Source organism: Burkholderia sp. NLJ2 (genome assembly GCF_049487195.1).
In the GTDB taxonomy this organism is placed as follows: Bacteria; Pseudomonadota; Gammaproteobacteria; order Burkholderiales; family Burkholderiaceae; genus Burkholderia; species Burkholderia pyrrocinia.
In genome coordinates this window covers 1061962-1079188 of record NZ_CP137809.1, presented here as the reverse complement: position 1 = coordinate 1079188, position 17227 = coordinate 1061962, and the positions used below count along the sequence as shown (strand labels likewise).

Annotated in this window: 15 protein-coding genes; 6 read left to right on the top strand and 9 right to left on the bottom strand. The window is 66.1% G+C overall.

Annotated features, from left to right (window positions below):
- Positions 1 to 11 precede the first annotated feature (11 nt).
- From R9B84_RS21485 to R9B84_RS21470, 4 genes are read right to left on the bottom strand one after another with little or no spacing between them, the layout of a single operon-like run.
- Positions 12 to 944 carry an ABC transporter permease subunit gene (locus R9B84_RS21485; protein ID WP_423760352.1) on the bottom strand — a complete coding sequence of 311 codons (933 nt, stop codon included), beginning with the start codon at positions 942 to 944 and terminating at the stop codon, positions 12 to 14.
- Positions 941 to 1924, bottom strand: a complete 984-nt coding sequence (locus R9B84_RS21480) for an ABC transporter permease subunit (RefSeq protein WP_423760351.1) — start codon at positions 1922 to 1924, stop codon at positions 941 to 943. The genes R9B84_RS21485 and R9B84_RS21480 overlap by 4 nt, the downstream gene beginning before the upstream one ends.
- A gap of 10 nt (positions 1925 to 1934) precedes the next feature.
- Positions 1935 to 3068, bottom strand: coding sequence for an ABC transporter ATP-binding protein (locus tag R9B84_RS21475; protein ID WP_423760350.1), 1134 nt, complete (start codon positions 3066 to 3068; stop codon positions 1935 to 1937).
- Positions 3069 to 3079: 11 nt separating this feature from the next.
- A complete protein-coding gene (locus R9B84_RS21470; RefSeq protein WP_423760349.1) occupies positions 3080 to 4201 on the bottom strand; it encodes a polyamine ABC transporter substrate-binding protein in 1122 nt (373 codons plus the stop codon).
- Positions 4202 to 4440: 239 nt separating this feature from the next.
- Between R9B84_RS21470 and R9B84_RS21465 the strand changes: the two genes are divergently transcribed.
- Positions 4441 to 5274, top strand: a complete 834-nt coding sequence (locus R9B84_RS21465) for a helix-turn-helix transcriptional regulator (protein WP_423760348.1) — start codon at positions 4441 to 4443, stop codon at positions 5272 to 5274.
- Between the two features lie 159 nt (positions 5275 to 5433).
- Complete coding sequence (locus R9B84_RS21460) at positions 5434 to 6606, top strand: porin (protein WP_423760347.1); 1173 nt, start codon at positions 5434 to 5436, stop codon at positions 6604 to 6606.
- Between the two features lie 146 nt (positions 6607 to 6752).
- On the opposite strand, the gene R9B84_RS21455 is transcribed toward R9B84_RS21460, so the two are convergent.
- The 4 genes from R9B84_RS21455 to R9B84_RS21440 all read right to left on the bottom strand — a co-directional run bounded on the left by R9B84_RS21455 (position 6753) and on the right by R9B84_RS21440 (position 9880).
- A complete protein-coding gene (locus tag R9B84_RS21455; RefSeq protein ID WP_423760346.1) occupies positions 6753 to 7262 on the bottom strand; it encodes a hypothetical protein in 510 nt (169 codons plus the stop codon).
- 218 nt (positions 7263 to 7480) lie between these two features.
- A complete protein-coding gene (locus R9B84_RS21450) occupies positions 7481 to 7948 on the bottom strand; it encodes a sodium:proline symporter (protein WP_423761017.1) in 468 nt (155 codons plus the stop codon).
- A 112-nt stretch (positions 7949 to 8060) separates the two neighbouring features.
- Entirely contained in the window at positions 8061 to 8723 is a 663-nt protein-coding gene (locus R9B84_RS21445; RefSeq protein WP_423760345.1) for a nitroreductase, read from the bottom strand.
- Positions 8724 to 8893: 170 nt separating this feature from the next.
- Positions 8894 to 9880 carry a LysR substrate-binding domain-containing protein gene (locus R9B84_RS21440; protein WP_423760344.1) on the bottom strand — a complete coding sequence of 329 codons (987 nt, stop codon included), beginning with the start codon at positions 9878 to 9880 and terminating at the stop codon, positions 8894 to 8896.
- 57 nt (positions 9881 to 9937) lie between these two features.
- Here R9B84_RS21440 and R9B84_RS21435 point away from each other — a divergent pair, with 57 nt between their 5' ends.
- The 3 genes from R9B84_RS21435 (at position 9938) to R9B84_RS21425 (ending at position 13027) form a co-directional block, all read left to right on the top strand.
- Positions 9938 to 10846 (top strand): DMT family transporter, encoded by a 909-nt coding sequence (locus R9B84_RS21435; protein ID WP_423760343.1) that lies wholly within the window; start codon positions 9938 to 9940, stop codon positions 10844 to 10846.
- 636 nt (positions 10847 to 11482) lie between these two features.
- The gene (locus R9B84_RS21430; protein WP_423760342.1) at positions 11483 to 12637 is read left to right on the top strand and encodes a branched-chain amino acid ABC transporter substrate-binding protein; all 1155 of its coding nucleotides are present in this window, start codon (positions 11483 to 11485) and stop codon (positions 12635 to 12637) included.
- Between the two features lie 87 nt (positions 12638 to 12724).
- Complete coding sequence (locus R9B84_RS21425) at positions 12725 to 13027, top strand: XRE family transcriptional regulator (RefSeq protein WP_423760341.1); 303 nt, start codon at positions 12725 to 12727, stop codon at positions 13025 to 13027.
- Between the two features lie 93 nt (positions 13028 to 13120).
- Here R9B84_RS21425 and ydiJ read toward each other — a convergent pair whose 3' ends face one another.
- Entirely contained in the window at positions 13121 to 16168 is a 3048-nt protein-coding gene (gene ydiJ / locus R9B84_RS21420; RefSeq protein ID WP_423760340.1) for a D-2-hydroxyglutarate dehydrogenase YdiJ, read from the bottom strand.
- Positions 16169 to 16320: 152 nt separating this feature from the next.
- Between ydiJ and R9B84_RS21415 the strand changes: the two genes are divergently transcribed.
- Complete coding sequence (locus R9B84_RS21415; RefSeq protein WP_423760339.1) at positions 16321 to 17211, top strand: LysR substrate-binding domain-containing protein; 891 nt, start codon at positions 16321 to 16323, stop codon at positions 17209 to 17211.
- The last annotated feature ends 16 nt before the right edge of the window (positions 17212 to 17227 follow it).

Sequence of the window (17227 nt, the reverse complement as noted above, 5' to 3'; positions counted from 1 at the left end):
CTTGGCGTTCTTCACTTCACGGGATGCGGTGCGGGGGTGTGCCTGGGGTGCGCGGCCGACGGGCGCGCGGGCGGCAAAGCGGACGGTGAAGCAGGTGCATCCGGCGCGGACGCCGCATGCCACGCACGCGCATCGCGCGCCTGCCGCCGCTCGCGGGCCAGCATCGCGCGGTTCACGACGACGACGCCGATCGTCACGACCGTGATGAACACCGTTGCGAACGCATTCATTTCCGGATTCAGACCGAGCCGCACGCGCGAGAACACGACGAGCGGCAGCGTTGTCGAACCGGGGCCCGACAGGAACGCGGACAGGATCACGTCGTCGATCGACACGGTGAACGCGAGCAGCCAGCCGGACACCAGCGCCTGCGCGATCAGCGGCAGCGTGATCACGAAGAACACTTTCCACGGCCTCGCGCCGAGGTCGAGCGCGGCTTCCTCGATCGAGCGGTCGAGTTCCTTCACGCGCGACTGCACGATCACCGCGACGAACGACAGGCACAGCATCACGTGGCCGATCCAGATCGTCAGCCAGCCGCGCCCGGCCGGCCAGCCGAAGGTCTGCTGCATCGCGACGAACAGCAGCAGCAGCGAGATGCCCTGGATCACTTCCGGAATCACGAGCGGCGCGTTGATCATCGCGGCATAAAGCGTGAAGCCGCGAAAGCGGCCCATGCGAGCCAGCACGAAGCCCGCCCACGTGCCGATCGCGACCGACGCGGTCGCCGTCAGCAGCGCGATCTTCAGCGACAGCCACGCGGCCGCAAGCAGTTCGCCGTCGTGCAGCAGCGCGCCGTACCACTTCAGCGAGAAGCCCGACCACACCGTCACCAGCTTCGACTCGTTGAACGAATAGACGACGAGACTGACGATCGGCACGTACAGGAACAGGAAGCCCGCGCCCAGCACGCACGCGGACAGGATGCGATTCACGCGCGTCATTTCTGCGCCTCCGCTTCGGTCTGGCTGTAATGGAGCAACGCCATCGGCACGAGCAGCAGCAGCACCATCGTCACCGTCACCGCGGACGCCATCGGCCAGTCCATGTTGTTGAAGAACTCGTCCCACATCACGCGACCGAGCATCAGCGTGTTCGCGCCGCCGAGCAACTCGGGGATCACGTATTCGCCCACTGCCGGGATGAACACCAGCAGGCTGCCCGCGACGATGCCGTTGCGCGACAGCGGCAGCGTGATGCGCCAGAACGCGGACCACGGCGTTGCGCCGAGATCGTTGGCGGCCTCCAGCAGCGTGAGGTCCATCTTCACGAGGTGCGCGTACAGCGGCATCACCATGAACGGGAGATACGAATAGACCATCCCGATATAGACGCCCGCGTCGGTGTGATACAGGCGCAGCGGCGTCGCGATCACGCCGAGCGCCGCCAGCGCGTGATTCAGCAGCCCGTCATCCTTCATGATCCCGACCCACGCATACACGCGGATCAGGAACGAGGTCCAGAACGGCAGCATTACGGCCATCATCAGCAGGTTGCGACGGACCGGCGCCGAGCGCGCGATGCAATACGCGATCGGATAGCCGGCCAGCAGGCACATCAGCGTCGACGCGGCGGCCATCTTCAGCGAGCTGACGTAGGTGTTCAGGTACAGGTCGTCCTGCAGCAGCAGCGCGTAATGCTTCAGCGACAGCACGAACTGCACCGTGCCGGCCTCCAGCCGCGCGAGCGCGGTGTACGGCGGAATACCGAGCATCTGGTCGGCGAAGCTGATCTTCAGCACCAGCACGAACGGCAGCGCGAAGAAGACTGCGAGCCACAGGAACGGCACGCCGATCGCGACGTTGCGGCCCGACGGCAGGAACCGCGACAGCGCGGCAAAGCGGCCCGGGCGGGTCCGGCCGGCGCCGGTGCTCGCGGCGCCCGGCGACACCGGCGTGGACGGAGTGGAAGCAGAGGTTCTCATCGTGTCGTCCTCATTGCGTCAGCACGACGCCGCTGGCCGGCGACCACGACACGAACACGTCGTCGTTCCACGCCGGGGCCGCGTCGCTCATCAGGTGCGAGCTCGACAGGTTCGACACGACCGTCTTCCCGCTCGGCAGGCGCACGTGATACAGCGAGTAGCTGCCCATGTACGCGATGTCGGTCACGACGCCGCGCGCCCAGTTGTGCTTCGAACCCGGCTTCTCGCGCGACACGTGCACGCGCTCGGGGCGCACCGAGATGCCGACCGGCATCCCGAGCGGGCCCGTCACGCCGTGGCTCACGTACATGCGTGCTTCGAGATCGTCGCTTTCGACGAAGATGTGATCAGGCTCGTCCTCGACGACGCGGCCCTCGAACAAGTTGGTCGAGCCGATGAATTCGGCCGAGAAGCGGCTGTTCGGAAACTCGTATACCTCGCCCGGCGCGCCGATCTGCACGATCTTGCCTTCGCTCATCACCGCGAGGCGGCTGGCCATCGTCATCGCTTCTTCCTGGTCGTGCGTGACCATCACGCAGGTCACGTCGACCTTCTCGATGATGTTCACGAGTTCGAGCTGGGTCTTCTGGCGGATCTTCTTGTCGAGCGCCGACATCGGCTCGTCGAGCAGCAGCAGCTTCGGGCGCTTGACCAGCGAACGCGCGAGCGCGACGCGCTGCTGCTGGCCGCCGGAGAGTTGATGCGGCTTGCGCTGCGCGTACTTGCTCATCTGCACGAGCGCGAGCGCGTCGGCCACGCGTTCCTTGATCTCGTTTTTCGGTGTGCCTTCCTGCTTCAGGCCGAACGCGACGTTCGATTCGACCGACATGTGCGGGAACAGCGCGTACGACTGGAACATCATGTTGACCGGGCGGCGGTACGGCGGCAGCGACGCGAGGTCCTCGCCGTCGACGAAGATCTTGCCGGAGGTCGCCGTTTCCAGCCCGGCGAGCATGCGCAGCAACGTCGACTTGCCGCAGCCCGAGCTGCCGAGCAGTGCGAACAACTCGTTCTTCGCGATCGTCAGGTTCACGTTGTCGACGGCCGTGCTGTCGCCGAATTTCTTCACGACGTTTTCGATGCGCACGAACGCGTCGTGGCGCGCGCCGGCCGCGGCCGGCGCATCCGGGAGGAGTTGAATCATCGTCGTCGCCCTCAACCGCCCGACTTCAGTTGCAGCCACAGACGGTTCTGCATCCGCGCGATGTCGGCACTTCGCGGCATCGCAAGCGACGTCTTCGCGAGCGTGCCGTCAGGCAGGTAGACGTTCGAATCCTGTGCGATCGCCGGCGTCACGAACACGCGCGCGGCCTTGTTCGCGCTCGGATAGAAAATCTCGTTCGTGATCGCCGCGTTGGTCTTCGGGTCCTCGATATAGTTGATCCACTTCAGCGCGGCTTCCGGGTGTGGCGCATCCTTCGGGATCGCCATCACGTCGAACCACAGCAGGCCGCCTTCCTTCGGATTCACATAGCGGATTTCGTACGAACGCTTCGCGTCCTGCGTGCGCCGCCGCGCGATGCTGACGTCGCCCGACCAGCCGAGCACGACGCACACATCGTTGTTCGCGAGATCGTCCGCGTAGCCGGCCGAGCTGAACTGCGTCACGTACGGGCGGATCTTCTTCAGCACATCGTAGGCCGCCTGGTAGTCGGCCGGGTTCTTGCTCTCCGGATCCTTGCCCATGTACTGCAGCGCCGCCGCGAACGCGGCGTCCGGCGCATCGAGCAACGAGATGCCGCAGCCTTTCAGCTTCGCCGCATTCGCCGGGTCGAACAGCAACGCCCAACTGTCGGTCGGCGCGGCGTCGCCGAGCCGCTTGCGGACCGCCTCGACGTTGTAGCCGATGCCCGTCGTGCCCCACGCCCACGGCACGCCATACTGGTTGCCCGGGTCGGCCTTCGCCATCATCTTCATCAGCGCGGGGTCGAGATTCGCGAGATTCGGCAGCTTCGACTTGTCGAGCTTCTGGTACACGCCGGCCTGGATCTGCTGCGCGAGATAGTTCGACGTCGGCACGACGATGTCGTAGCCCGAGCTGCCGGCAAGCAGCTTGGTCTGCAGCGTATCGTCGCTGTCATAGCTGTCGTAGCGGACCTTGATGCCCGTCTGCTTCTCGAAGTTGGGCACCGTGTCCTTCGCGACGTACTCCGACCAGTTGTACACGTTCAGGTTGGACTCGCCAGCGTGGGCGGACAGGCTGGCCGCGAGGGCGAGCCCCGCCGAGGTGGCGAGCGCGGCGCGGAAGGCCGGACGACGGCGAATACGGATACGCATGGGGATTCTCCTTGTGATGGGATCGGCCGTTGCGCCCGGTCCGGTCCGGACTCGCGTCAACGCCGTCGAGCGGTGTTCAGCACAAGGGTCAATGTAGAGATCGCGGCCTGCACCGTCAGTCCCGAAAACCGGGACAAACGGCGACGCCGCTCGGAGCCGTTTGGGTAGATTCCCGCGTAGGCAGTCGAAAATATTCGTGATACCTGTAGCGCCACCTGAAATCTTCGAAACCCGACGCCATGAGCGCTGCGCTTCCCGCCCCCGATCTCCCGCTGAGCCACGTCGCATTCGTGACGGAAACGCTCGGCGACATCGCGCAAGCCGTCGGTACGCCGCAGTTCATGCGCGCTGTCTACGACACCCTCGTGCGCTATGTCGACTTCGACGCCGTGCATCTCGACTACGAGCGCAGTGCATCGTCGGGCCGGCGCAGCGTCGGCTGGATCGGCAGCTTCGGACGCGAGCCCGAGCTGGTCGCGCAGGTGATGCGCCACTACTACCGCAGCTACGCGAGCGACGACGCCACGTACGCGGCGATCGAAACCGAAAGCGACGTGCAGTTGCTGCAGGTATCGTCGCAGCGCGTCGCGAGCGAGCTCCGGCATCTGTTCTTCGATGCCGGCGACATTCACGACGAATGCGTCATTGCGGGTGTAACGGGCGGCACGCGCTACTCGATCTCGATCGCGCGTTCGCGGCGGCTGCCACCGTTTTCGCTGAAGGAACTGAGCCTGCTGAAACATCTGTCGCAGGTCGTGCTGCCGATGGCGTCCACGCACAAGCGCCTGCTCGGCGCAATCTCCGCCGACGAAGGGCAACGCGACGAACTCGATCTCGACCTCGTCGCGCAATGGCTGCCGGAATGGCAGGAACGGTTGACCGCACGCGAGATGCATGTGTGCGCGTCGTTCATCCAGGGCATGACGTCGGCCGCGATCGCGCAGGCGATGGGCCTCAAGACGTCCACCATCGACACGTATGCGAAACGCGCATTCGCGAAGCTCGGCGTCGAGTCGCGCAGGCAACTGATGACGCTCGTGCTGAGAAACGCGTCGCGGCGGCACGACGCGTAGGTTCCCCGCGCGCCGGGCGCCGATCGCCGGCTCGTTGCGCGCGCATCCATCTTCGCGCCGCCTCATAACGATTCGAAAATTTGTTGGTTCCCTTGACGATGCGCCGTCCGTATCGTTCACCGACTCGTCAGACAAATCGACCAACGGGGGAATCCGACCATGCAACGAATCCGCTCATTCGCACTGCTCGCGCTGCCGGCCGCGCTCTGCGCCGCCGGCGCGCACGCGCAAAGCAGCGTCACGCTGTACGGCATCGCCGACGCGGGTATCGCATACGTGCACAATGCGCAGAACGCGAGCGGCGGCAACGCGTCGAGCCTCGTCAAGTTCAGCAGCGGCAACCTGTCCGGCAGCCGCTGGGGGCTGCGCGGCATCGAGGATCTCGGCAGCGGCCTGTCCGCGCTGTTCCAGCTCGAGAACGGCTTCAACATCGGCACCGGCGCGCTCGGCCAGGGCCAGCGCGAATTCGGCCGCAAGGCCGTCGTCGGCCTCGCGAGCAGCACGTACGGCACCGTGACGCTCGGCCGCCAGTACGATCCGGTCGTCGATCTCGTGCAGGGCCTCACGCAGGACAACTACTTCGGCGGCGTATTCGCGACGCCGGGCGACCTCGACAACTACGACAACAGCCTGCGCGTCAGCAACTCGGTGAAATACACGAGCCCGCTGATCTCGGGCTTCCAGTTCGCGGCGCTGTACGGCTTCGGCGGCGTCGCGGGCGCCACCGGCAACGGCCGCACGTACAGCTTCGGCGCGAGCTACGCGAACGGCCCGCTGTCGCTCGGCGCGGGCTTCTTCTACGCGAACGGCGGCTCGACGGTCGCGAATGGCGTGCGCACGTGGTCGAGCAGTTCGGACACGCTGTTCAACACCGTGATCAACCAGGGCTTCTCGAGCGCGAAGTCGATCCAGATCGTGCGCGTGGCCGGCCAGTACGTGGCCGGGCCGGCGACCTTCGGCCTCGCGTATTCGAACACGCAGTACGGCGCGGACACGCTGTCGGCGTTCAGCCAGAACGCGAAGTTCAACAACGGTTCGGCGTTCTTCAACTGGCAGTTCTCGCCGGCACTGCGCGCGGGCGTCGGCTACAACTACACGTCGCTGACGGGCCCGGCTTCCGCGCACTACAACCAGGTGAACCTCGGCGCGGACTACGCGCTGTCGAAGCGCACCGACCTGTATGCGCTGTTCGGCTATCAGAAGGCGAGCGGCAACACGCTCAACGCGAGCGGTGCGACTGTGAAGGCCGCCGCGTCGGTCGGCTCGTACGGCGTGAACTCCGGCACCGATACGCAGGAACTCGCGATCGTCGGGATTCGCCACAAGTTCTGATCGCGAAGTCGCATCGCGAGAACCACGCAGGCGCGCACCAGGGTGCGCGCCTGCGCCGTTTACGCTGTCGCGTTCCCGCTCAAGGCGTTCAGATCGACCTGGCGTTCGAACCCGGCAACGTGGTTGCCGAAGGTCGAAACGCCGGCCTAATGCCGCCGCATTCCGCCACCCCCGCTCATGCCACCGAATGGATGCATGCCGCCGAACCCGTGGCCCCCGCCGCCGATGAACGGGCCACGGTGAAAGCCCGCCCCCACCGGCATGCCGAAGTGGCGATGATCCATCCGGTTGAAGTGATTGAAGTGATCGAAGTGATTGAAGTGGTGGAAATGATGGAAACGATCGACGAAGATGAAGCTCACGCCCGCGCCGATGAAAAGCGGCGGCCCCCAATACCACGGGTCGGGATACGGATAGGCCGCCGCCGGGTACCACAACACGCTGCCGTCGTCACTTTGCACGATCCGCCATGTGCCATCGCTTTGCAGGCACGCCCGCCCCACGATTTGCTGCTCCGTGCCGTCGATGTTCGCCTGCGCGACGACCGCGCGGCAGTTTGTGCCGTAGTCCGGCAATTCGTCATCCATTTGCGCAAGGACAGGCGCGGAAAGGCAAAGACAGACGATGCCTATCCCGAATCGAAACATGTTGTACATGATCGGCTCCTGCATTGTTGCCCCCGACCATTTCACCTTTGTCGCCACTGGCGGCGTCCGGCACATCGATTTGCTTGCGCAAGATTCGTCACGCGGCGGTAACGGCACGCCGCTTCGTATCGGGTCTCCTGACGGCTAAACGAAGCAGCCCGCCCGGTTATTCCAGGGGTCGGGATGCGAATGACGGAAGCGGGAACCGCCGGCAATCGTTGCCGCGGTCAGCGTCTGACCGGGCGTTTGACGACGTGGTAGACAGCCGTTGCCGTGACCCCGAATACCAGATGGGCCACCAGCGTGATCGCGCCGCGAACCGGAATGAACCACGGAAAAATCGCCGTGAAGGCGTGCAGGTTGACGCCGTACAGGATGAGGCCGAACGCGCCGCCTGCGAGAAGTGCAGCCCCGAGCGACATGTTCCGGACGACCTTCGCCAGCACGGCCGCATAGCCAAGCGAGAGCGCGGCATGCACGAGTGTCGCGACACCCATGACGATCGGATCGAAGCCGGCGGACGGGCCGAGCACGCTGCGCCCCATCACGATGGCTGCCGTCAGGCGCGCGTCGCGAAACAGGTTCCGGATGGCGTCATCGCCGGCGATCGACCAGAGCAGCAGCTCGATGACGGTCGACCCGACCGCCGCGCCAAACGCTGACCAGAGAATCGGGACCGGACAAGTTCGTTTCAATTGGCGCCCCCATGGCGACCGGCCGATGCATCGAAGCGGAGTGCGGCCCATCCGCCGCGATTACGATCGGGCAACGTATGCCCGCGATACCGAACCGGGCCACCACGCAACGTTACGACGCCCCTTCGCAGTCCGTCCAGTACGCAAACGGATCGCGATGTTTGGGATAGTTCTCGTCAAGCCATTTCAGCAACGTCGCGCGGGCATTGTCCATATCGGCCTTCAACGACGAGGTCGTCAATTCGTGCACTTCGATGGACTTTTCCCGATCGATCACGAAGCAGTTCCAGTCGGGGCCATCGAGATCCGGATCGTCGGACGCCTTCGACGACTTTCCCCAGCCGAACCCCTTGCGGGCGTCGATGTAGTATCGCGGGTTCACTTTCAGATACGACATCTCGCCGCCCTGCAGGCTGCTCTCCGCGCGCAGCACATCGTGTCCGTCGACGATCTGCGTGACTTCCGGAAGCCGGCGCGATCGCCATCCGGCAGGCAGCTTCGCGATGGCCTGAACGCTGTCATACGTCCCCCACTCGAGGCCCCACGCTTCGGCCATGCGCTTCATGAACGCATCCGCCCCCGGATAGCCGCGCAACTGGATTCTGGTCGACAACGTCACTTCAACCCGGCCGCTGGCGTCAGCGGACACGTCGTCTCCCGCCGCATCGAAAGGATTGCCCGGGCGTGACGCGCTCTTCGCGTCCGCGGGCGCAATGCCCGAGAACAACTGATCGAGCGCGGCACGCGCTTTCGACGACTTGTCTGGTCTGTTCATCGTGTACCTCCTGTGCATCCGAACGGCTGCAAAATTGCTCGATTTACGTTCATCTCTCCAACCTCATCGTTTTCCGCGGTCGCATTGTCGACGATCCCGCGGCCCATCTGTATGACCGCACGCACCGGCCCCGAGCGCGCTGCCGAAGCAGGCCCCGACGCCCCCACAACCTAACGCTGTTCCCCCAACGCTGCCCGCATCCGCTCCATCAACGCGAGCACCTCCGGCCGATTCTCCCCCTTCGCATGCACGAAGTGATACCGGAGCTGCGAATCGACCTCATGGCGGCTCACTCGAACGAGCGCGCTGCGCTTCAGGTACGCGTCCGCGAGCGGCGTCCGCGCCAGCGCCACGCCGAGCCCCGCTTCGGCTGCCGCCAGCACCAGGTTGTAATCCTCGAAACGGCGATCCTGCGCCCGCGGCTTGAACGGAATGCCCAGCGCGGCGAACCAGGTGCGCCATCCGGTCACGTCGGAATCGTGCAGCAGCGGCATCTCGAGCAGCGCGGCGTCGCCGCGCCGGCGGCGCACCTTTGCCAGTTGCGCGGCGAGCCGCGGATGCGCGACCGGATAAAGCCGCTCCGGCATGAACGCGCGGGTTTCGAGCTGACGCCAGTTGCCGCGCCCATACCGGATCGACAGATCCGCTTCACCGCCGGCGATATCGACGTTGCGAACATCGATGCCGAGCTCGATGCGCAACGCGGGTGCCTCGCTCTCGAGCGCATGCTGCCGCTCGAACAGCCACAGCTGCGCGAATGCCGGCACCACGCTCATCCTGACCAGCCGCGGCGTACGCGGCGAACGCCACTGATCGGCCGCGCTGTCGATGATCGCGAACGCCTGTTCGATCCGGCCGACGAAGCGCTGCCCGTCCGGCGTCAGGCGCACGCCGCGCGCATGACGTTCGAACAGCGCCATGCCCAGCCAGTTTTCCACGGCGGCCACCCGCCGGCTGATCGCGCCGTGCGTCACGCCGGAGACGTCGGCGGCCGCCAGGAACGAGCCCTGACGCGCAACCGTACACACGGTCTCCAGGCTGGCGAGCGGCGGCCGCGGGCCAGGCGCCGACGCTGCATCCGGCAGCGCATCCATAACCTGACGCGCTCGCGCCGGACTATCGGCTCGCCGCCGAACCGAGCTGTGAGCCATAGTCATATCCGGATGTTGATCTGTGCGCTAGCTTAACATCTCGCCACATCGCACCATTGCCGCATGAATACCCTTTCCTCACCGTCGTCGCGCGGCGCGCGACAACCGCTTGTCGCGGCAGGCGCGGTCGCGTTCACGATCGTGTCGTGGGCTTCCGCATTCCCGTTCATCCGGATCGGCCTGCACGGCCTGGCGCCCCTGCAACTCGCGGCGGCGCGCTTTGCTACCGCCGCGTTGCTCGTGATCGCGTGGCTTGCGTGGCGACGGCCTCCGAGGCCCGCGAAACGCGATGCGTTGCGCTTCCTGGCCTGCGGTTTCCTCGGCATCGCGCTCTATAACGCACTGCTCAATACCGGCGAGCAAACCGTGTCGGCCGGCGCGGCGAGTTTCATCGTGAACACGCTGCCGATCTTTACCGCGCTGCTTGCCGCGGTGTTTCTCGGCGAACGATTCAATCTCCGGGGATGGCTCGGTTCGCTGGTCAGCCTGGCCGGCATCGGCGTGATTGCGCATGGGCAGCCGGGCGGGCTTGTCCTCGGCTCGGGGAGCACGCTGATTCTCGGCGCGGCCCTGTGTTCGGCCAGCTATTTCGTGTTGCAGCGGCGGCTGATTCCCGTGTACGGCGCGCTGCCCTGCGCCGCGTACACGCTGTTGGCCGGCGCGCTGCTGCTCACGCCCTGGTTGCCCGGCGCGCTCGGCTCGCTCGGCTCGCTCGGCGGCGCGTCGCACGACACGACGCTGGCAGTATTGATCCTCGGCGTATTTCCCGCGGCACTCGGCTACGCGACCTGGACCTTCGCACTCGGCTACTTCGGTGCGGCGCGCGCCGCCAACTTCCTTTATCTGACGCCAGCGGTTGCGACAGCCCTGTCGATGGTGCTGACGGGCGAACGGCCGGGCATCGAGACGGTGTGCGGCGGCCTGCTGGCGATTGCAGGCGTGATCTTCGTCGCATTGCGCGGCCGTTCGTAGGATCGCGGTCGCATCGGATGACGTTACCTACCCGACGATCCGGAAGCGGGCCGGTCCAGGCGAGCCTCGGCATGTGCAAAGCCGAATGCATTGTACCGGCTGTCGACCTGCGCCAATTCGTCGGTGCTACCGGGCTTGACCGTTAGTTGCATGTGACGGATATCGCGCTCGATGAAGCTTTTCCATGAACCCGGCGGCGCGATGGCGAGTGTCCAAACTGTGCAGACAAATCGACCGAACAGTTCCCGACTGACCGCGCATCAGTGTGCATGGCTTCGCCCCGGCGACCGGCCGAATAATGGATGCGGACGTAAGGCCATCGACAGCGAACTGCAGCCTGTGGCCCGCTGCGGCGCACGATTTCCGGCATCCGGAACCCTCGAAATCCGGGCGCAAACCGTGCCGTGCTCGCCCCTTTGCGCGATTCGCCGCAGCGCGCAAAATCGGCTTCGGATATATTCATACGAATTGCATGGCGTCAGGCGACAGGCCTCCCGCTCGCCCGGGCGGCCCGTCACACGGCCGGGCGCGATGCAAGTGAAGCCCATGATGGGTATGGAGACTCGTCCGATCGCCCCGGCCCGCAGCCGGCCGGTCGAGACGTCATTAGAAAGACATTCAATTCGGAGATGGCAGATGGAACGAAGCACTGTCGGCATGCGCTGCAAACCCCTGATCACCGTCGCACTGGCCGCCGCCGCATTCGCGGCCGCGTCGAGCGCAATGGCCGACCAGGTCGTGAAGATCGGCAGCGTCGAACCGACGACGGGTGGCATCTCGCACCTCGGCAAGGACAACGAGAACGGTGCGCGCCTCGCGGTCGAGGAAATCAACGCGAAGGGGCTGACGATCGGCGGCAAGAAGGTCACGCTGCAGCTCGACGCGCAGGATGACGCGGCCGACCCGCGCCAGGCCACGCAGGTCGCGCAGAAGCTCGTCGACGACAAGGTCGTCGCCGTCATCGGCCACCTGAACTCGGGCACGTCGATCCCGGCCTCGAAGATCTACAGCGATGCCGGCATCGTGCAGATCTCGCCGTCGGCCACGAACCCGACCTACACGCAGCAAGGCTTCAAGACGACCTACCGCGTCGTCGCGACCGACGCGCAGCAAGGCCCGGCGCTCGCGAGCTACGCGCAGTCGAAGGGCGTGAAGAGCGTGGCGGTGATCGACGATTCGACCGCCTACGGCCAGGGTCTCGCGAACGAGTTCGAGAAGAAGGCGAAAGCGCTCGGCCTGAAGGTGCTGTCGCACGACGCGACCAACGACAAGGCGGTCGACTTCCGCGCGATTCTGACGAAGGTCAAGGGTGAGAACCCCGACGCGATCATGTACGGCGGCATGGACGCCACCGGCGGCCCGCTCGCGAAGCAGGCGAAGCAGCTCGGCCTGCGCGCGAGGATCCTGTCCGGCGACGGCGTGTGCACCGACTCGCTGGCCGAACTGGCCGGCCCCGCGGCCGACAACGTGCTGTGCTCGCAGGCCGGCGCCGCGCTCGAGAAGATGCCGGGCGGCGCGGCATTCGTTGCGAAGTACGAGAAGCGCTTCAACCAGGGCATCAAGTTCGATGCGCCGTTCGCGTACGACGCGGTCTACATCGCCGTCGACGCGATGAAGCGCGCGAACTCGACGGATCCGGCGAAGATCCTCGCGGCGATGCCGGCGACGAAGTACGACGGCGTGATCGGCACGACGACCTTCGACGCGAAGGGCGACCTGACGCACGGGATCATCTCGATCTACGGCTACAAGGGCGGCAAGAAGTCCTTCCTCGACCAGGTCAAGATGTAACCCGCCAGCGCGCCGGCACGACGGGAACGCCACCCGTCGGCGCCGGCGCCGCGCGGGCCGATTTCTGAATCACGGAGACGAAGCAACATGTGTGCAATGGCGTATACCGAATTTCAGCAGGAGTTGAGAAAAGCGCAACTGACGTCGCGCGAGTTCGCCCGTCTGATCCGGATGAACGAAAGCTCGATCACGAACTATTCGAGCAAGGGCACGGTGCCCTCCCACCTCGCGGTCATCGCAAAGCTGATCGGCGCGCTGGCCGCGCACGAGATCGACTTCCGGCGCGTGATCCGGCAAATGCGGATCGAACCGAAACGGCCGCGCGGTGTCGGCGCGTTTCCCGCGGCCGACAAGCCGCGTGCGCGGAAAGCCGCGAAACCCGATTCCTGACTGACCCTTTCGCATGCGTCGATGGCGGCACGGAGATTGCCGCTCGGCGCGCGATGTCGTCACACGGGCAGCGCGGCGCACGCCGCCCGAACGTCACCCCGCCGCACGAACGTGATCGAGCAGCGCCTGCAGCGGATGGCGCAACTGCGTCGACGACATGCGCTTCACCTGGCTGCGACATGAATACCCGGTCGCCAGCGCTTCGCGTTGATCCTCCGGCGCATCGACGTGCGCAGCCCACGACTGCGAATAGATCGTCTTCGACGTCTGCAGGTTGCGCGCCTCGTGCCCATACGTACCGGACATCCCGCAACACCCGGTCGCCTGAACCTGCAACCGCAGCCCGCGCCGCGCGAACACCTGTTCCCATTGCTTGCCGCTGTCGGGCGCATTGGTCTTCTCGGTACAGTGCGGCAGCAACCGGTACGCCCCGGACACACCGCCCGCGCCGGCTTCCGGCAGCGCCTGCAGCAGCCATTCCTGCGGCAGCGCGACCTTCGGCACGTCGGTGAGCCCCGTCACCTTCAGGTATTCCTGCCGATACGTGAGCGTCATCGCGGGATCGAGGCCGACCAGCGCGACGCCCGACCGCGCGAGCGCGGCAAGCTGCGTGGCGTTGCGGATCGCAGCCCTCTCGAACGCCTGAAGAAAACCCTGCACATGCAGCGCCTTGCCGTTCGGCGCGAGCGGCGCAAGCCACACCTGAAAGCCCACGCGCGCCGCCAGCTCGATCATCGTCGCCAGTTGCTCGGTATCGAAATAGCGCGTGAACGTGTCCTGCACGATGACGACGCTGCGCGCGCGCTGCGCGTCGGTCAACGCCGCGAGCGCGTGCGGGTCGGCCGGCTTCACGCGCCATTGCCGGATCACGGCCGCGAGATCGAAGCGGCTCAACAGCGGGCTGTCGACCATGCCGACCTGCCGCGCCAGCAGCGTGCGCACCCACCCCGCGCGCATCAGCCCGTTGTACAGCGCGGGCACCCGCGCCATCCACGGCATCGTGAACTCGAGCGAGCCGATCAGGTAGTCGCGCAGCGGCCGCTGATAGCGACGGTGATACAGCTCGAGAAAACGCGAACGGAACTCGGGCACGTTGACCTTGACCGGGCACTGCCCCGCGCACGACTTGCACGCGAGGCACCCGGCCATCGCGTCGTACACCTCGTGCGAGAAATCGACCGCGCCGTTGCGCGCGGCGCGGCTGTTGCGCCAGCGAGCGGCAAGGCCGCTCAGGAACGGCTGCCGCGCGCGCGCCGCCGCGACGACGTCGACGCCGGCCTGCCCTTGCAGGCGCAACCATTCGCGCATCAGCGACGCACGCCCCTTCGGCGAATGCACGCGTTCGCGCGTCGCTTTCCACGACGGGCACATCGCATCGTCCGGATCGAAGTTGTAGCACGCGCCGTTGCCGTTGCAGTGCATCGCGGTGCCGTAGCTCTGCCACACGCGCTCGTCGATCTGCCGGTCGTGATCGCCGCGCGTCGGCACTTCGTCGATCTTCAGCAGCCGCATCGTGTTCTCCGGCGGCGTCGCGATCTTGCCCGGGTTGAACTGGTTGTGCGGATCGAACGCGGCCTTCAATTGCTGCAGCGACGGATACAGCTCGCCGAAAAAGGCCGGCGCATATTCGGAGCGCACGCCCTTGCCGTGCTCGCCCCACAGCAGGCCGCCATGACGCTGCGTCAGCTCGGCCACCGCATCCGACACGGGCCGCACCAGCGCGGCCTGCCGCGGATCCTTCATGTCGAGCGCCGGGCGCACGTGCAGCACGCCGGCGTCGACATGGCCGAACATCCCGTACTGCAGCCCGTGGCCGTCGAGCAGCGCGCGGAATTCGGCGATGTACGCGGCGAGGTTCTCGGGCGGCACCGCGGTATCCTCGACGAACGGCTGCGGTCGCGCCTCGCCCTGCACGTTGCCGAGCAGGCCGACCGCGCGCTTGCGCATCGCATAGACGCGCTTCACCGCCTCGTCGCCGGCCGCGAGCGTATGGCCGAGGCGCTCCACGCTCGTATCGGTGCGCAGGTGGTCGACGAACGCGCGCACGCGCGCATCGACGTCGGCTGCATCGTCGCCGCTGAATTCGATCAGGTTGATGCCGAGCGTCGGCCGCCGGTCATCCTGCGGAAAATACTCGGCCACGCTGCTCCACACGAAGTCCTTCATCGCGAGCATCAGCACCTTCGAGTCGACCGTCTCGATCGACAGCGGCTTGTGCTCGACCAGCGCGCGCGCATCGCGCAACGCATCCATGAAGCCGGCGTAGCGCACGTTGACCAGCACCGAATACTTCGGGATCGGCAGCACGTTGAGCTTCGCCTCGACGACGAAGCCGAGCGAGCCCTCGGCGCCGCACAGCACGCTGTTCAGGTTGAAGCGGCCGTCGGGTTCGCGCAGGTGCGCGAGGTCATAGCCGGTCAGGCAGCGATTGAGCTTCGGAAACTTCGCTTCGATCAGTGCCGCCTTGTCGTCGCTGATGCGTCGCGCGGTGCGGTAGACCTTGCCGATGCGGTCCTGCCGCGCACAGCGGCGTTCCAGTTCGTCGCTCGCGAGCGCGTCGCTGTGCAATTGCTCGCCGCCCATCAGCACGAAGTCCAGCTCGAGCACGTGATCGCGCGTCTTGCCGTACGTGCAGCTGCCCTGCCCGCTCGCGTCGGTGTTGATCATCCCGCCGACGGTCGCACGGTTCGACGTCGACAGCTCCGGCGCGAAAAACAGCCCGTGCGGCTTCAGCGCCGCATTGAGCTGATCCTTGACGACGCCGGCCTGCACGCGCACCCAACGCTGCTCGACATCGATTTCCAGGATCCGGTTCATGTTCCGCGACAGGTCGACGACCACGCCGTCGGTCAGCGACTGCCCGTTGGTGCCCGTGCCGCCGCCGCGCGCGGCCACCGCGACATCGCGATGCGCGGGTTCCGCGAGCAGCCGGGCCAGCAGCCGGACGTCGTCGGCATGCGCGGGACAGATCACCGCTTGCGGCAGGCGCTGGTAGATCGAGTTGTCGGTGGCCTGGACCGTCCGGTTCGCATGGTCCGCGCGGATTTCCCCGGCGAACCCGGCGGCCTGCAGCGCGGCGAGAAAGTCACGGTACGCGTTCGCGGGCGGGCTGGCGGGGCGGGGCAACGGGGCGATCGACATGGGGTAAAAGCGCAAGGTGGGTGAACCGGTTTGTTCGCATGCTCTGAAACATGAGTTTTGAGCAAGTTTCCATGCAACCGGGAATTCCAGTATCTTTGTAAATTCCACGAGAAACAAACGAATTCTCGCCCGGCGAATATTGCATAAAACTCATGAATTACCGTCGCCTCACTCCGTCGATGTCGCTGCTGCTCGTGTTCGAGGCCGCTGCGCGGCATGAAAGCTACACGCGCGCGGCCGAGGAACTGTCGCTGAGCCAGAGCGCGATCAGCCGGCAGGTTCAGACGCTCGAGGATCAACTCGGCGTGGCGCTGTTCCGGCGCGAGGGCCGTTCCGTGAAGCTGACCGAAGTCGGGCGCCGCTACTTCGTCGAACTGAGCGGCGCACTGGGGCGCATCCGCGGCGCGACGCTGCAGGCGATGTCGCATCAGGCCGGCGCCGGCACGCTGCGGCTCGCGACGTTGCCGACGTTCGGCTCGAAATGGCTGCTGCCGCACCTGCACGACTTCTACGCCGCGCATCCGGGCGTGACCGTGCACCTTCATTCGCGGATCGGCGCGATCGATTTCCTCAACGACGACCTCGACGCGGCCATCACCGTCGGCGCGGACGACTGGCCCGGCCTGCACGCGCATCGGCTGTACAACGAGTTCCTGATCGCGATCGCGAGCCCCGACGCGGGCAGCCGTCGCAAGGCCGCAGCACGCACGCCGGCCTGGGCCGCGCAGCAAACGCTGCTGGGTGTGACGAGCAACCAGCAGGCGTGGGCCGAGTGGTTCTCGCACTATCGGCTCGATCATCGCCAGATGCGCATCGGCCCGAGCTTCGAGCTGACGTCGCACCTGATCCAGGCCGTCCGGGCCGGGATGGGGATCGGGCTGGTGCCGAAGGTGCTGGTGGAAGACGAATTGAGCCGCCACGAGCTCGTGTCGATCGGCGACGCGATCACCAGCCAGCGCAGCTATTACCTCGTCTACCCGCCGGGGAACGAAACGCTGCCGTCGCTCGTCGCGTTCCGCGAATGGTTGCTGAAGTCGTGCTGAAACACGGCCGCCGGCG

Excerpts from the sequence above, each read along its gene's own strand:
- R9B84_RS21485 (WP_423760352.1), bottom strand. The coding sequence starts at position 944 with ATGACGCGCGTGAATCGCATCCTGTCCGCGTGCGTGCTGGGCGCGGGC.
- R9B84_RS21480 (WP_423760351.1), bottom strand. The coding sequence starts at position 1,924 with ATGAGAACCTCTGCTTCCACTCCGTCCACGCCGGTGTCGCCGGGCGCC.
- R9B84_RS21475 (WP_423760350.1), bottom strand. The coding sequence starts at position 3,068 with ATGATTCAACTCCTCCCGGATGCGCCGGCCGCGGCCGGCGCGCGCCAC.
- R9B84_RS21470 (WP_423760349.1), bottom strand. The coding sequence starts at position 4,201 with ATGCGTATCCGTATTCGCCGTCGTCCGGCCTTCCGCGCCGCGCTCGCC.
- R9B84_RS21465 (WP_423760348.1), top strand. The coding sequence starts at position 4,441 with ATGAGCGCTGCGCTTCCCGCCCCCGATCTCCCGCTGAGCCACGTCGCA.
- R9B84_RS21460 (WP_423760347.1), top strand. The coding sequence starts at position 5,434 with ATGCAACGAATCCGCTCATTCGCACTGCTCGCGCTGCCGGCCGCGCTC.
- R9B84_RS21455 (WP_423760346.1), bottom strand. The coding sequence starts at position 7,262 with ATGTACAACATGTTTCGATTCGGGATAGGCATCGTCTGTCTTTGCCTT.
- R9B84_RS21445 (WP_423760345.1), bottom strand. The coding sequence starts at position 8,723 with ATGAACAGACCAGACAAGTCGTCGAAAGCGCGTGCCGCGCTCGATCAG.
- R9B84_RS21440 (WP_423760344.1), bottom strand. The coding sequence starts at position 9,880 with ATGACTATGGCTCACAGCTCGGTTCGGCGGCGAGCCGATAGTCCGGCG.
- R9B84_RS21435 (WP_423760343.1), top strand. The coding sequence starts at position 9,938 with ATGAATACCCTTTCCTCACCGTCGTCGCGCGGCGCGCGACAACCGCTT.
- R9B84_RS21430 (WP_423760342.1), top strand. The coding sequence starts at position 11,483 with ATGGAACGAAGCACTGTCGGCATGCGCTGCAAACCCCTGATCACCGTC.
- R9B84_RS21425 (WP_423760341.1), top strand. The coding sequence starts at position 12,725 with ATGTGTGCAATGGCGTATACCGAATTTCAGCAGGAGTTGAGAAAAGCG.
- ydiJ (WP_423760340.1), bottom strand. The coding sequence starts at position 16,168 with ATGTCGATCGCCCCGTTGCCCCGCCCCGCCAGCCCGCCCGCGAACGCG.
- R9B84_RS21415 (WP_423760339.1), top strand. The coding sequence starts at position 16,321 with ATGAATTACCGTCGCCTCACTCCGTCGATGTCGCTGCTGCTCGTGTTC.